The following is a 14,937-nucleotide window of genomic DNA, read 5'->3' as shown; positions in this document are numbered from 1 at the left end:
CTTCACTCCCGATGGTCGTGGGTCTGGGTGATACAGCCTTGTTCCACGTGGAACAAAGCAACTGGCGTTTCCGTCTGCCAGCCTTCCCTCAGTAATTCGTGATCTACACAGGTGATGAACACCTGGCAGCGTAATTCTTCTAGCAAGCGGCACAGCGCACGGCGATGCTGATCGTCCAATTCGGACGGCAAGTCATCCACCAGATAAATACAGTGTCCGCGGCGGGCCTGGCTAACGAGGTGACCTTGGGCAATGCGCAATGCACAGACCACCAACTTTTGCTGACCACGCGACAAGATGTCGGCTGCGTTATTGGCAGCCAGACGAAGACGTAGATCAGCACGCTGCGGACCGGCCTGGGTGTGGCCCATCTGCTGATCGCGAAGAAGAGAAGAGGCGAGTACTTCGTTGAGTTCCCGGTCCTTGTCCCAGCCTCGGTAGTAGCTAAGGGTCAACCCGTCCAGCTCGACCAGTTCGCTCAGGGTTTGCTCGAAGACGGGCTTCAAGGCCTTGATGTAGTTGCGACGGTATTCATCTATTTCGGCACTGGCGAGGCACAATTCCCGGTCCCAGGCCGCTTGCGAAGCTGGATCAAGTGTACCATGCCGCAACCATGAGTTCCGCTGCCGCAGCGCCTTCTGCAGCCGTTGCCAGGCCGGCATAAAGCGGGGTTCCACGTGGAACACTCCCCAATCCAGAAACTGCCGCCGGATCTTCGGCGCACCTTCCAGTAAGCGGAAACTATCTGGGTTGATCAGCTGTAGCGGCAAAAGCTCAGCCAGCTGAGCGGCGCTCTTGGCGTTCTGCCCGTCTATACGGATAGTGAAATCGCCCGCCCGCTCACGCGATACGCCCAGATTGGTAGTGCCGCCTTCGGCCAACTGCACTTCGCCAAAAACGGTGCACGCCGCTTGCTCGTACTGAATGACGGGGTTCAGGCGAGTGCTGCGAAACGACCTGGCCAGCCCAAGCAAGTGAATCGCTTCAAGCACACTCGTCTTGCCGCTGCCGTTGGCGCCGTAGAGGATATTGATGCGCGGGGAGGGTGAGAGGGTCACCGGGTGCAGATTGCGCACCGCGGTGACCATGATACGTCTAAGGGACATTAGGCCTGCTACGTGTTACAGACGCATCGGCATGACAACGTAGGACGAGTCGTCATTGCCCGCTTCCTGCAACAGCGCACTGCTGTTGGAGTCGGACAGAATCAGACGCACCTGTTCTGTAGTCATCACACCCAATACGTCCAGCAGGTAGCTGACGTTGAAGCCGATCTCTAGCGAGGTGCCTTCATAGTCCACGCTGATCTCTTCTTCTGCTTCTTCCTGCTCAGGGTTGTTGGCCTGAATCTTCAGCTGGCCTGCAGCCAACTGCAGGCGGATACCGCGGTACTTCTCGTTAGACAAGATCGCGGTGCGGCTGAACGCTTCACGCAGCGCCTGACGGTCGCCGATGACCAGCTTGTCACCGCCCTTGGGCAGTACACGCTCGTAATCCGGGAACTTGCCGTCCACCAGTTTCGAGGTGAAGGTGAATTCGCCAGTGGTCGCACGGATGTGGTGCTGCCCCAGGACGATGCTGACCATGCCTTCTGGGTCGGTTAGCAGGCGCGCCAGCTCGAGGATACCTTTACGCGGCACGATAACCTGGTGACGCTCATCCTGCTCGATGGCTGCGCTCATGGAGCACAGCGCGAGGCGGTGACCGTCAGTGGAGACTGCGCGCAGGGTATTGCGGGATACCTCGAGCAGCATGCCGTTGAGGTAGTAACGCACGTCCTGTTGAGCCATGGCGAAACTGGTGCGCTCGATCAGGCGACGCAGCTTGCTCTGCTCCAGGTTGCAAGTGAGCGAACCTGGGCCTTCTTCCACCGTCGGAAAGTCGTTGGCAGGCAGGGTCGACAGGGTGAAACGGCTACGGCCGGCCTTGACCAACAGCTTCTGCTCGTCGACCTTGATATCGATCAGAACGTCGTTCGGCAGGCTCTTGCAGATGTCCATCAGCTTGCGCGCCGGGACAGTGATTTCGCCGGGCTCTGCCGGCTCTTCCAGTTGCACGCGGCCTACCAGTTCGACTTCCAGGTCGGTACCGGTCAACGACAACTGCTGGCCTTGCACGACCAGCAGTACGTTGGACAGGACCGGCAAGGTCTGACGGCGCTCGACGACACCGGCGACCAGTTGCAGGGGTTTCAACAGGGCTTCGCGTTGAATGGTGAAATGCATGGTCTAGTCCCTTGCCTTCAATTAGCTGCGCTGACGGCCATCAGGTAGTCAGCGTGCGCAGCAGGTTCTTGTAGTCCTCGCGGATGTCCGCGTCGGATTCTTTCAGTTCGTTGATCTTGCGGCAGGCGTGCAGCACGGTGGTGTGGTCACGGCCGCCAAACATGTCGCCGATCTCCGGCAGACTGTGGTTTGTCAGCTCCTTCGACAACGCCATGGCCACCTGACGCGGGCGGGCGACCGAGCGCGAACGGCGCTTGGACAACAGATCGGAGATCTTGATCTTGTAGTACTCAGCGACAGTGCGCTGAATGTTATCCACACTCACCAGCTTGTCTTGCAGCGCCAGCAAGTCCTTCAGCGATTCACGAATCAGCTCGATGGTGATGTCGCGGCCCATGAAGTGCGAGTGGGCGATAACCCGCTTCAATGCGCCTTCAAGCTCACGCACGTTGGAGCGAATACGCTGGGCGATGAAGAACGCCGCATCGTGCGGCAGCTCGACCTTGGCCTGGTCGGCCTTCTTCATCAGGATCGCCACGCGGGTTTCCAGCTCCGGCGGCTCCACGGCCACCGTCAAACCCCAGCCGAAACGTGACTTCAGGCGCTCTTCCAGGCCTTCGATCTCTTTCGGATAGCGGTCGCTGGTAAGAATCACCTGCTGACCACCTTCAAGCAGCGCGTTGAAGGTGTGGAAAAACTCCTCCTGCGAACGCTCCTTGCGGGCGAAGAACTGGATGTCGTCGATCAGCAACGCATCGACCGAACGGTAGAAGCGTTTGAATTCATTGATCGCGTTGAGCTGCAAGGCCTTGACCATGTCGGCGACGAAACGCTCGGAATGCAGGTAGACCACCTTGGCATTCGGGTTCTTCTTCAACAGATGGTTACCCACAGCGTGCATCAGGTGCGTCTTGCCCAGGCCTACGCCGCCATACAGGAACAGCGGGTTGTAACCGTGCTTGGGGTTGTCGGCAACCTGCCAGGCAGCAGCCCGGGCCAGCTGGTTCGACTTACCTTCGACGAACGTTTCGAAGGTGAAGGTGCGGTTCAGGTAGCTGGTGTGCTTGAGCGCACCTTCTACCTGCACGTTGCGCTGTTCGGTGCGACCTGATGCGACGGTTGCCGGAGCGCTGTCGGCCATCGAGTCATAAGTGTCGCGCGAAGACGGCTCGGCCGGGTCGTTGGCCATCACTGGCTCGGCCACCGGCGACGACACTGGGCCAGCGACCGCCATGACGGGTGCGGCTGCAGGTTGCGCAGGATTCTGCGCAAGAGAAGCAGCTACCGCCGCGCTGACCGGTGCATTAGGTGCAGCGCGCGGGGCGGAGCTGCGACGGCTGCCTATTAACAAGGAAAGGGCAGGCGCAATGCCGGTCCCGTTCTCACCCAACAGTTCGAGCAGACGGCCGAGGTACTTTTCATTCACCCAATCGAGAACGAAACGGTTAGGCGCATACACGCGCAACTCGTCGCCTTCGGCTTCGACCTGTAGTGGACGGATCCAGGTGTTGAATTGCTGGGCAGGCAGTTCATCGCGCAGAAGCTCCACGCACTGCTGCCAAAGTTCCACTGACACGGATATCCCCTGAGTTTGAAAGCCGGATGAGGCAAAAACAAACCGCCATTGTACCGGTCGAGCGACCAGTTATCCACATGTGGAAACATTCAGAGCCATGACAAAACAGCCATTTAGCGACCAAAAAGACACTTCGGCACTGTGAATAAGCTCTGTGGATAACCGTACCTGAGGGCTATGCACAACCCTGGGTCGAGCCCTGTTGATAACTCACCTGTGGATAATGACCCTTTTCATCCACAGGCTATGCTCAGCCGTGACACAAGCGCAGCACCGGTTGTGGACAACGTTTCAAAACTCTGTACAGCCCGTGACCCATGGCCTCTAGAGGTTTATCCACAGAAACTTATCCACTTAAGATTTATAAGTTATTCAGAAAAGCTTTTTATATGTCTCTTCTTTTTTTTCATTTTGTCATCCGTTTGCCTGCTCGATCATGCTCCGCCCCGACGAACGTTGGAAGGGGGTCAGCCACGGCACCATCCATAAGGAAAGGCTGGTTGGAAATTGACCTATTGGCTTGCTTTCTCTAGAATCGCCGATCTCTTAAAAAGGGGGCCATTCCGGCCCGTTGTCGACAAACCCAGGTAACAACGCCATGAAACGTACTTTCCAACCAAGCACCATCAAGCGCGCTCGCACCCACGGCTTCCGTGCCCGTATGGCTACCAAGAACGGCCGCGCTGTTCTGTCGCGTCGTCGTGCCAAAGGCCGTAAGCGTCTGGCCATTTGATTTTTCGGCACAGGTGGTGAGTCAGGACTTCAGTCGGGAAAAGCGACTGCTTACACCCCGGCATTTCAAAGCGGTCTTCGACTCCCCAACCGGCAAGGTTCCAGGGAAAAACCTGCTGATCCTTGCTCGCGAGAACGGTCTCGATCACCCACGCCTCGGCTTGGTGATCGGCAAGAAGAGCGTCAAGCTCGCTGTTCAACGCAATCGCCTCAAGCGCTTGATGCGCGATTCCTTCCGTCTGCACCAGCACATGCTGGCTGGCCTGGACATAGTGATCGTCGCGCGCAAGGGATTGGGTGAGATAGAAAACCCGGAATTGCACCAACACTTTGGCAAGCTCTGGAAACGCCTGGCGCGCAGCCGGCCCACTCCAGCGGCAGACGCCAATTCCGCAGGGGTAGACAGTCAAAATGCGTAAACTGGCCCTCGTTCCGATCCAGTTTTACCGTTACGCCATCAGTCCTCTGATGGCCAGCCACTGTCGTTTCTACCCCAGTTGCTCCTGTTATGCGTTAGAAGCCATTGAAACTCATGGCCTCTTGCGTGGCGGGTGGCTAACCGTTCGTCGCCTGGGGCGTTGTCATCCGTGGAACGACGGTGGTTTCGATCCCGTTCCCCCCGCGCCTTCCTCCCGAACTTCTTCGATAGCCGAGTAATCATGGATATTAAACGCACGATCCTGATCGCCGCCCTGGCAATCGTGTCCTACGTCATGGTCCTGAAGTGGAACGATGACTACGGCCAGGCTGCCCTGCCGACTCAGAATACTGCTGCCAGCACAGTTGCTCCGGGCCTGCCCGATGGCGTACCTGCCGCAAACAACGGCGCCAGCGCCGATGTACCGAGCGCCAACGGCGAGGCGAGCCCTGCCGAACTGGCACCCGTTGCACTCAGCAAGGATCTGATCCGGGTCAAGACCGATGTGCTGGAACTGGCTATCGACCCAGTCGGCGGTGACATCGTCCAGCTGAACCTGCCGAAGTACCCACGCCGTCAGGACCATCCGGACATTCCGTTCCAGCTGTTCGACAACGGTGGCGAGCGTGTGTACCTGGCCCAGAGCGGCCTGACCGGCGCCAATGGCCCGGATGCCCGTTCTACCGGCCGTCCGCTCTATGCAGCCGAGCAGAAGTCCTACCAGCTGGCCGACGGCCAGGAACAACTGGTTGTCGACCTGAAGTTCAGCGACAACGGCGTCAACTACATCAAGCGCTTCAGCTTCAAGCGCGGTGAGTACGACCTGAACGTCAGCTACCTGATCGACAACCAGAGCGGCCAGGCCTGGAGCGGCAACATGTTTGCTCAGCTCAAGCGTGACGCCAGCGGCGATCCATCTTCGAGCACTGCAACCGGTACTGCCACGTACCTGGGCGCTGCCCTGTGGACAGCTGGCGAGCCGTACAAGAAAGTGTCGATGAAGGACATCGACAAAGGTAGTTTGAAAGAAAATGTGTCCGGCGGCTGGGTTGCCTGGCTGCAGCACTACTTCGTGACTGCGTGGATCCCTGCCAAGTCCGACAACAACGTTGTTCAGACGCGCAAGGACAGCCAGGGCAACTACATCATCGGCTACACCGGCCCAGCCATCAGCGTACCTGCTGGCGGTAAGGTCGAAACCAGCGCGATGCTGTACGCCGGTCCGAAAATTCAGTCCAAGCTCAAGGAGTTGTCCCCAGGCCTGGAACTGACCGTCGACTACGGATTCCTGTGGTTCATCGCCCAGCCGATCTTCTGGCTGCTGCAACATATCCACAGCCTGTTGGGTAACTGGGGCTGGTCGATCATCGTCCTGACCATGCTCATCAAGGGCCTGTTCTTCCCGCTGTCGGCTGCCAGCTACCGCTCGATGGCGCGTATGCGTGCCGTTGCGCCGAAGCTTGCTGCGCTGAAGGAACGCTTCGGTGACGATCGCCAGAAGATGTCCCAGGCGATGATGGAGCTGTACAAGAAAGAGAAGATCAACCCGCTGGGTGGCTGCCTGCCGATCCTGGTTCAGATGCCGGTATTCCTGGCCCTGTACTGGGTACTGCTGGAAAGCGTAGAGATGCGCCAAGCCCCATGGATGCTGTGGATCACCGACCTGTCGATCAAGGATCCGTTCTTCATCCTGCCGATCATCATGGGCGCGACCATGTTCATCCAGCAGCGCCTGAACCCGACGCCGCCGGATCCGATGCAGGCCAAGGTGATGAAAATGATGCCAATCATCTTCACCTTCTTCTTCCTGTGGTTCCCGGCGGGCCTGGTGCTGTACTGGGTTGTGAACAACTGCCTGTCGATTTCGCAGCAGTGGTACATCACCCGCCGTATCGAAGCAGCGACCAAAAAAGCTGCTGCTTGACGGGCTACTGCGCTAGCCTGTGAATAAAAACGCCCCCTCGGGGGCGTTTTTGCTATCTGTCGTTTTTGTCGTAGAGGCTTTCGAGCATGAACACTGTGCGTGAAACCATCGCTGCCATCGCTACTGCCCAAGGCCGTGGAGGCGTGGGCATCGTCAGGCTGTCCGGGCCACTGGCGGCCCAGGCTGGCCAGCTCATTACCGGCCGCACGCTGACGCCGCGCCATGCCCATTACGGCCCGTTCCGCGACCAGGAAGGGCTGGTGCTGGATGAGGGCATTGCGCTGTTCTTCCCTGGGCCGAACTCGTTCACCGGTGAAGACGTGCTCGAGTTGCAAGGGCACGGCGGCCCGGTGGTGCTGGACATGCTGCTGCAGCGTTGCGTACAGGTCGGCTGCCGGCTGGCGCGCCCCGGCGAGTTCAGCGAGCGGGCATTCCTCAACGACAAGCTCGACCTGGCCCAGGCCGAAGCCATCGCCGACCTGATCGAGGCCAGCTCCAGCCAGGCGGCGCGCAATGCCCTGCGCTCGCTCCAGGGCGAATTTTCCAAACGTGTGCACAGCCTTACCGAAGCGCTGATCGCGTTACGTATCTACGTCGAGGCGGCCATCGACTTCCCTGAGGAAGAAATCGACTTCCTCGCCGATGGCCATGTCTTGTCGATGCTCGATACCGTGCGCGCCGAGTTGTCCACAGTGCAGCGTGAAGCCGGGCAGGGTGCATTGCTGCGCGACGGCATGACAGTCGTCATTGCCGGCAGGCCCAATGCCGGCAAGTCGAGCTTGCTCAACACCCTCGCCGGGCGTGAGGCGGCTATCGTCACCGACATCGCCGGCACCACTCGGGACATTCTGCGTGAACATATCCACATCGACGGCATGCCGCTGCATGTGGTCGATACAGCGGGCTTGCGCGACACCGACGACCATGTGGAAAAGATTGGTGTAGAACGCGCGCTCAAGGCCATTGGCGAGGCCGATCGGGTGTTGCTGGTGGTCGACTCCACCGCGCCGGAAGCCTGCGACCCGTTCGCCCTGTGGCCTGAGTTTCTGGACCAGCGGCCCGAGCCGGGCAAGGTCACGCTGATACGTAACAAGGCTGATCTCAGTGGCGAGCAGGTGGGGCTTGAGCAGTGCGACGACGGCCACGTGACGATCACTTTGAGCGCCAAGGGCGACGACCAGGGGCTGCAGTTGCTGCGCGATCACCTGAAGGCGTGCATGGGCTATGAACAGACCGCCGAGAGCGGCTTTAGCGCCCGTCGCAGGCACCTGGATGCCCTGCATCAGGCCAGCACCCACGTGGAACATGGCCGTGCGCAATTGACCCTGGCCGGTGCTGGAGAGCTGCTGGCCGAGGACCTGCGGCAGGCACAACAAGCGCTTGCCGAGATCACTGGGGCGTTCAGTTCCGATGACCTGCTAGGGCGGATCTTCTCCAGTTTCTGCATCGGCAAATAGTTTTTTTCGCCAAACCATCCACAGCCGCTCCCTACGGAGCGGCTTTTTTTTGCCTGAAATTCGAGTAATCCAGAAACCTGACGCGTACCTGGGCAAGAAAATTTCAAGCGAAGACCGCAAATCTACGCTCAGGAGCCCTGTGGAAAACTAACCATAGGATCAGTTGATAACCCTGCTTTTTTCATGAGGACAAAACCGCCTGTGGGTAAATGGGCATTTCATCCACAGGCTAAATCGGCTTATCCAGAGCCCTCAGGGCACTCCAGGCACAGGTTTTAATTTTGCTGTACACAGCGAATATAGTGGGCTACAGAACCTTATCCACAGAACATGCCGTGCATAAGAATAAACATAAAAACAAAGCTTTTTAAATTTCTTCTCTCTGATTTCTGTTGTCTGCCACTCATCCACAGCCTGGTCAAAATTTGCCCATAAGGTTTCTTTAGAGGGGGTGAAGTCCCTATACTTGTCCGCTTACCTTCTCTATTCGCAAAAACAGGCACGAGGTGCGTGGTGGATTTCCCTTCCCGTTTTGAAGTGATCGTCATCGGCGGCGGCCATGCCGGTACCGAGGCTGCGCTTGCGTCTGCACGCATGGGTGTAAAAACCCTGCTGCTGACCCATAACGTGGAAACCCTCGGTCACATGAGCTGCAACCCGGCCATCGGTGGCATCGGCAAAAGCCATCTGGTCAAAGAGATCGATGCGCTCGGCGGTGCAATGGCACTGGCCACCGACAAGAGCGGCATCCAGTTCCGCGTCCTGAACAACCGCAAGGGGCCGGCCGTGCGCGCCACCCGTGCACAGGCAGACCGCGCCATCTACAAGGCTGTGGTACGCGAGATCCTGGAAAACCAGCCCAACCTGTGGATATTCCAGCAGTCCTGTGACGACCTGATCGTCGAGCAGGACCAGGTCAAAGGCGTGGTCACGCAGATGGGGCTGCGCTTTTTCGCCGACTCCGTCGTACTGACTACCGGCACTTTCCTCGGCGGCCTTATCCACATTGGCCTGCAGAACCATTCCGGTGGGCGTGCCGGCGACCCACCTTCGATTGCTCTGGCTCACCGCATGCGTGAACTGCCGCTGCGCGTCGGCCGCCTGAAAACCGGCACCCCACCGCGTATCGATGGGCGTTCGGTGGACTTTTCGGTCATGACCGAGCAACCGGGCGACACGCCGATCCCGGTCATGTCGTTCATGGGCAACGCGGCGATGCACCCGCGCCAAGTCAGCTGCTGGATTACCCACACCAACGCGCGCACCCACGAGATCATCGCCTCGAACCTCGACCGTTCGCCGATGTATTCCGGTGTAATCGAAGGCGTCGGCCCACGTTACTGCCCGTCGATCGAAGACAAGATCCACCGCTTTGCCGACAAGGAAAGCCACCAGGTGTTCATCGAGCCGGAAGGCCTGACCACCCACGAGCTGTACCCCAACGGGATTTCAACTTCGTTGCCGTTCGACGTGCAGCTGCAGCTGGTTCGCTCGATCCGCGGCATGGAAAACGCCCACATCGTGCGCCCGGGCTATGCGATCGAGTACGACTACTTCGACCCGCGTGACCTCAAGTACAGCCTCGAGACCAAAGTCATCGGCGGCCTGTTCTTCGCGGGCCAGATCAACGGCACAACCGGTTACGAAGAAGCCGGCGCCCAGGGCCTGTTGGCCGGGACCAACGCCGCATTACGCGCGCAGGGCCGCGAAAGCTGGTGCCCGCGCCGTGACGAGGCGTACATCGGGGTACTGGTCGACGACCTGATCACCCTGGGTACCCAGGAGCCGTACCGCATGTTCACGTCGCGTGCCGAATACCGGCTGATCCTGCGTGAAGACAACGCCGACCTGCGCCTGACCGAGAAAGGCCGTGAGCTTGGCCTGATTGACGACGAGCGCTGGGCGGCGTTCTGCGCCAAGCGCGACGGCATCGAGCGCGAAGAACAACGCTTGAAGTCGACCTGGGTCCGCCCGAACACACCGCAAGGCCAGGCCGTTGTGGATAAGTTCGGTACCCCACTGAGCCACGAATACAGCCTGCTCAACCTGCTGGCGCGTCCCGAAATCGACTACGCCGGGCTGATCGAAGCCACCGGCGGTGAGGTAATCGACCCTCAGGTTGCCGAACAGGTCGAGATCAAGACCAAGTACGCCGGTTACATCGACCGCCAGCAGGATGAGATCGCGCGCCTGCGGGCCAGCGAAGACACCCGCCTGCCTGTGGATATCGACTACACAACGATTTCCGGCCTGTCCAAGGAGATTCAGGGCAAGCTCGGCCAGACTCGCCCGGAAACCCTGGGCCAGGCTTCGCGTATCCCAGGCGTCACGCCTGCGGCGATTTCCCTGTTGCTGATTCATCTGAAAAAACGCGGCGCTGGCCGCGAATTGGAGCAAAGCGCTTGAGTTCCCTGGTCACCCCGCAACACGCTGAAGAGTTGTCCACAGGCGCGCGCCAGCTCGGTGTCGAGCTGAGCGCCGAACAACATGAACGTCTGCTCGGCTACCTGGCCTTGTTGATCAAGTGGAACAAAGCGTACAACCTGACCGCGGTGCGCGACCCGGACGAGATGGTTTCGCGCCACCTGCTCGACAGCCTCAGCGTCATGGAATTTATCCACAACGAGCGCGACAGCTGGCTGGATGTCGGCAGCGGGGGTGGCATGCCGGGTATTCCCTTGGCTATCCTGCACCCGCACAAACGCGTGACCGTGCTGGATGCCAATGGCAAGAAAACCCGTTTCCTCACCCAGGTGAAAATGGAGTTGAAGCTCGACAACCTCTCGGTTATCCACAGCCGGGTCGAGGCCTTCCAGCCACCACAGCCGTTCAGCGGCATCATCTCCCGCGCCTTCAGCAGCATGGAGAACTTCACCAACTGGACCCGCCACTTGGGCGACACCGGGACGCAATGGCTTGCAATGAAGGGGCTGCATCCTGCCGATGAACTGGTAGCATTGCCCGCAGACTTCACAGTGGAAAGCGAGCAGGCCCTGACCGTTCCAGGTTGCCAGGGCCAGCGCCATCTGCTGATACTGCGCCGCAAGGCATGACTGGGAACACACGCAACAATGGCTAAGGTATTCGCAATCGCGAACCAGAAAGGTGGTGTGGGTAAAACCACCACCTGTATCAATCTCGCTGCATCGCTGGCCGCGACCAAACGTCGTGTGCTGCTGATCGACCTCGATCCGCAGGGCAACGCCACCATGGGCAGCGGCGTGGACAAACATGAACTCGAGCACTCGGTCTACGACCTGCTGATCGGGGAATGCGACCTTGCCCAGGCCATGCACTACTCCGAGCACGGCGGCTTCCAGTTGTTGCCGGCCAACCGCGACCTGACTGCCGCGGAAGTGGTGCTGCTGGAAATGCAGGTCAAGGAGAGCCGCCTGCGCAATGCCCTGGCGCCGATCCGCGAGAACTACGACTACATCCTCATCGACTGCCCACCGTCGCTGTCGATGCTGACGCTCAACGCGCTGGTCGCTTCGGATGGGGTGATTATCCCGATGCAGTGCGAGTACTACGCACTGGAAGGTCTCAGCGACCTTGTGGATAACATCAAGCGCATTGCCGCTCGTCTGAATCCTCAGCTGAAGATCGAAGGCTTGTTGCGCACTATGTACGACCCGCGCCTGAGCCTGAACAACGATGTTTCGGCGCAGCTCAAGGAACACTTCGGCGAGCAGCTGTACGACACCGTCATTCCGCGCAACATCCGCCTGGCCGAGGCACCGAGCTTCGGCATGCCGGCGCTGGCGTACGACAAGCAATCGCGTGGCGCATTGGCCTACCTGGCCCTGGCCGGGGAACTGGTTCGCCGTCAACGCCGTCAATCACGCACTGCACAGACAACTTAAGGAATCCGCATGGCCGTTAAGAAACGGGGTCTCGGACGTGGGTTGGATGCACTGCTCAGTGGTCCGTCCGTCAGCGCGCTCGAAGAGCAGGCTGTGAAGATCGACCAGAAAGAACTGCAACACCTGCCGGTCGAGCTGATCCAGCGTGGCAAATACCAGCCGCGCCGGGACATGGATCCGCAAGCGCTGGAAGAGCTGGCGCACTCGATCCGCACCCATGGCGTGATGCAGCCGATCGTGGTGCGCCCGGTCGATGGCAACCGCTTCGAGATCATTGCCGGTGAGCGCCGCTGGCGCGCCACGCAGCAGGCCGGGCTGGACACCATCCCGGCAATGGTCCGTGAAGTGCCGGACGAAGCCGCTATCGCCATGGCCCTGATCGAGAACATCCAGCGCGAGGACCTCAACCCGCTGGAAGAGGCCCTGGCACTGCAGCGCCTGCAGCAGGAGTTCGAGTTGACCCAGCAGCAGGTGGCCGATGCCGTCGGCAAGTCGCGGGTTACCGTGGCCAACTTGCTGCGCCTGATCTCGCTGCCTGAAGCGATCAAGACCATGCTCGCCCACGGCGATCTGGAAATGGGCCACGCCCGTGCTTTGCTCGGCCTGGAAGAAGATCGGCAGGAAGAGGGGGCGCGTCATGTTGTCGCACGCGGCCTCACCGTGCGCCAAACCGAGGCACTGGTGCGCCAGTGGCTCAGCGGCAAACCTGATCCGGTAGAACCGAGCAAACCTGATCCGGATATCGAGCGCCTTGAACAGCGGCTCGCAGAGCGCCTGGGCTCCCCCGTGCAGATACGTCATGGGAACAAGGGAAAAGGCCAGTTGGTTATTCGATATAATTCGCTTGACGAGTTGCAGGGCGTCCTTTCTCACATCCGCTGAAACAATTCCCGTTGTAGCGCGCAGTCGGAAATCACTACCGAAGAGTTGAATAGGGGTTAATCCACCCCTATACTCTGCGCGCATTTTGTCGGCACAAATTATGCCAAGTCGATACTGACTTGTTGGTCGACTTCCGAGGAGCAGTTGTGATGGAAATCCGCACGCCAAACCGCCTGCCTTTCCATCGCTGGGCGGTTTTTCCGGTACTGTTGGCTCAATTTGTCGTACTGCTGCTGGCAACGTTGGTGTTGTGGCAGTGGAAAGGGGCGGTCAGTGGATATTCAGGTCTCTGCGGAGGTTTGATTGCCTGGCTACCCAACATGTATTTCGCCTGGAAGGCTTTTCGCTTTAGCGGAGCCCGGGCGGCACAAGCCATCGTCAAGTCGTTTTACGCAGGCGAGGCTGGCAAGATGATTTTGACGGCAGTGCTGTTCGCACTGACCTTCGCAGGAGTGAAGCCACTGGCGCCGTTAGCAGTATTCGGCGTCTTCGTGTTGACCCTTTTGGTCAGCTGGTTTGCGCCCCTGCTGATGAATAAAAGACTTTCGAGACCTTAGGGCGTTTGAGGCAACCATGGCAGCAGAAACCGCTTCGGGCTATATCCAGCACCACTTGCAGAACCTGACCTACGGTCAACTACCAGACGGCAGCTGGGGCTTCGCCCATTCGGCTGCAGAAGCCAAGGCAATGGGCTTCTGGGCGTTCCACCTGGACACCCTGGGTTGGTCCGTCGCGCTGGGTCTGATCTTCCTGTTCATCTTCCGCATGGCGGCGAAGAAGGCGACCTCCGGCCAACCTGGCGGTCTGCAGAACTTCGTCGAGGTGATGGTCGATTTCGTCAACGGCAGCGTGAAGGACTCCTTCCACGGCCGTAGCCCGGTGATCGCACCGCTGGCGCTGACCATCTTCGTCTGGGTATTCCTGATGAACGCCGTCGACCTGGTCCCGGTCGACTGGATTCCTCAGCTGGCCATCCTGATCTCCGGTGACCCGCACATTCCGTTCCGCGCCGTGTCGACCACCGACCCGAACGCGACGCTGGCCATGGCCTTCAGCGTATTCGCCCTGATCATCTTCTACAGCATCAAGGTGAAGGGCCTGGGCGGCTTCATCGGTGAGCTGACCCTGCACCCGTTCGGCAGCAAGAACATCTTTGTGCAGATCCTGCTGATCCCGGTGAACTTCCTGCTGGAATTCGTCACCCTGATCGCCAAGCCGATCTCGCTGGCACTGCGTCTGTTCGGCAACATGTACGCCGGCGAGCTGGTGTTCATCCTGATCGCCGTGATGTTCGGCTCCGGCCTGCTGTGGCTGAGCGGCCTGGGTGTGGTGCTGCAGTGGGCGTGGGCTGTGTTCCACATCCTGATCATCACCCTGCAAGCTTTCATCTTCATGATGCTCACCATCGTCTACCTGTCGATGGCTCACGAAGATAACCATTAAGACCGCCTGGCGTGTCTGATAGCCTTCCCCGCTCGTTTGGGGGGAGGGCTTAAAAAGTCCGCAAGGGCAGCTGTTCCAAACGATTTGTTTTACCGCTTCAAACTAAAAACCTAACCAATACGACGTAAAAGTCGGGAGGAAAGATGGAAACTGTAGTTGGTCTGACCGCTATCGCTGTTGCTCTGCTGATCGGCCTGGGTGCTCTGGGTACCGCCATTGGTTTCGGCCTGCTGGGCGGCAAATTCCTGGAAGGTGCTGCTCGTCAGCCTGAGATGGTTCCGATGCTGCAGGTCAAAATGTTCATCGTTGCCGGTCTGCTCGACGCCGTAACCATGATCGGTGTTGGTATCGCTCTGTTCTTCACCTTCGCGAATCCGTTCGTTGGTCAGATCGCCGGCTAATCACTCGTATTCACGA

General features: G+C 59.2%; 15 protein-coding genes. 12 read left to right on the top strand and 3 right to left on the bottom strand.

The window, feature by feature from the left end; all coding sequences use genetic code 11:
- Nucleotides 1-2: 2 nt before the first annotated feature.
- The 3 genes from recF to dnaA are packed head-to-tail and all read right to left on the bottom strand — an operon-like array spanning nt 3 to nt 3,801.
- A complete protein-coding gene (gene recF / locus ACNQPL_RS04710; RefSeq protein WP_346612735.1) occupies nt 3-1,106 on the bottom strand; it encodes a DNA replication/repair protein RecF in 1,104 nt (367 codons plus the stop codon).
- A gap of 15 nt (nt 1,107-1,121) precedes the next feature.
- Nucleotides 1,122-2,225 carry a DNA polymerase III subunit beta gene (dnaN, locus tag ACNQPL_RS04705; RefSeq protein WP_346612734.1) on the bottom strand — a complete coding sequence of 368 codons (1,104 nt, stop codon included), beginning with the start codon at nt 2,223-2,225 and terminating at the stop codon, nt 1,122-1,124.
- Between the two features lie 40 nt (nt 2,226-2,265).
- Nucleotides 2,266-3,801, bottom strand: coding sequence for a chromosomal replication initiator protein DnaA (dnaA, locus tag ACNQPL_RS04700; RefSeq protein ID WP_416466105.1), 1,536 nt, complete (start codon nt 3,799-3,801; stop codon nt 2,266-2,268).
- A 598-nt stretch (nt 3,802-4,399) separates the two neighbouring features.
- Here dnaA and rpmH point away from each other — a divergent pair.
- The 12 genes from rpmH (at nt 4,400) to atpE (ending at nt 14,921) form a co-directional block, all read left to right on the top strand.
- Nucleotides 4,400-4,534, top strand: a complete 135-nt coding sequence (rpmH, locus tag ACNQPL_RS04695) for a 50S ribosomal protein L34 (RefSeq protein ID WP_003253163.1) — start codon at nt 4,400-4,402, stop codon at nt 4,532-4,534.
- A gap of 13 nt (nt 4,535-4,547) precedes the next feature.
- The gene (gene rnpA, locus ACNQPL_RS04690) at nt 4,548-4,952 is read left to right on the top strand and encodes a ribonuclease P protein component (protein WP_346612860.1); all 405 of its coding nucleotides are present in this window, start codon (nt 4,548-4,550) and stop codon (nt 4,950-4,952) included.
- Entirely contained in the window at nt 4,945-5,190 is a 246-nt protein-coding gene (gene yidD, locus ACNQPL_RS04685) for a membrane protein insertion efficiency factor YidD (RefSeq protein WP_080516506.1), read from the top strand. The genes rnpA and yidD overlap by 8 nt, the downstream gene beginning before the upstream one ends.
- Before the next feature lie 2 nt (nt 5,191-5,192).
- A complete protein-coding gene (gene yidC / locus ACNQPL_RS04680) occupies nt 5,193-6,875 on the top strand; it encodes a membrane protein insertase YidC (protein ID WP_416466104.1) in 1,683 nt (560 codons plus the stop codon).
- An 86-nt stretch (nt 6,876-6,961) separates the two neighbouring features.
- On the top strand, nt 6,962-8,332 hold the full coding sequence (mnmE, locus tag ACNQPL_RS04675; RefSeq protein WP_416466103.1) for a tRNA uridine-5-carboxymethylaminomethyl(34) synthesis GTPase MnmE: 1,371 nt from the start codon (nt 6,962-6,964) through the stop codon (nt 8,330-8,332).
- A gap of 513 nt (nt 8,333-8,845) precedes the next feature.
- Entirely contained in the window at nt 8,846-10,738 is a 1,893-nt protein-coding gene (mnmG, locus tag ACNQPL_RS04670; protein WP_346612730.1) for a tRNA uridine-5-carboxymethylaminomethyl(34) synthesis enzyme MnmG, read from the top strand.
- Nucleotides 10,735-11,385, top strand: coding sequence for a 16S rRNA (guanine(527)-N(7))-methyltransferase RsmG (rsmG, locus tag ACNQPL_RS04665; RefSeq protein ID WP_416466102.1), 651 nt, complete (start codon nt 10,735-10,737; stop codon nt 11,383-11,385). The genes mnmG and rsmG overlap by 4 nt, the downstream gene beginning before the upstream one ends.
- An 18-nt stretch (nt 11,386-11,403) precedes the next feature.
- On the top strand, nt 11,404-12,195 hold the full coding sequence (locus tag ACNQPL_RS04660; RefSeq protein WP_016394317.1) for a ParA family protein: 792 nt from the start codon (nt 11,404-11,406) through the stop codon (nt 12,193-12,195).
- A gap of 9 nt (nt 12,196-12,204) precedes the next feature.
- Nucleotides 12,205-13,077, top strand: coding sequence for a ParB/RepB/Spo0J family partition protein (locus tag ACNQPL_RS04655; protein ID WP_416466101.1), 873 nt, complete (start codon nt 12,205-12,207; stop codon nt 13,075-13,077).
- Nucleotides 13,078-13,226: 149 nt separating this feature from the next.
- Complete coding sequence (locus ACNQPL_RS04650) at nt 13,227-13,634, top strand: F0F1 ATP synthase subunit I (RefSeq protein WP_012316950.1); 408 nt, start codon at nt 13,227-13,229, stop codon at nt 13,632-13,634.
- A gap of 16 nt (nt 13,635-13,650) precedes the next feature.
- Nucleotides 13,651-14,520: a F0F1 ATP synthase subunit A gene (gene atpB / locus ACNQPL_RS04645; protein ID WP_016489912.1), complete on the top strand. Its 870-nt coding sequence runs from the start codon at nt 13,651-13,653 to the stop codon at nt 14,518-14,520.
- A gap of 143 nt (nt 14,521-14,663) precedes the next feature.
- Complete coding sequence (atpE, locus tag ACNQPL_RS04640) at nt 14,664-14,921, top strand: F0F1 ATP synthase subunit C (RefSeq protein WP_003097235.1); 258 nt, start codon at nt 14,664-14,666, stop codon at nt 14,919-14,921.
- Nucleotides 14,922-14,937: the final 16 nt, after the last annotated feature.

This window comes from Pseudomonas sp. LFS044 (assembly GCF_047978245.1).
GTDB lineage: Bacteria > Pseudomonadota > Gammaproteobacteria > Pseudomonadales > Pseudomonadaceae > Aquipseudomonas.
The sequence above is the reverse complement of the archived record's forward strand: the minus strand, read 5'-3'. Positions and strand labels throughout refer to the sequence as shown.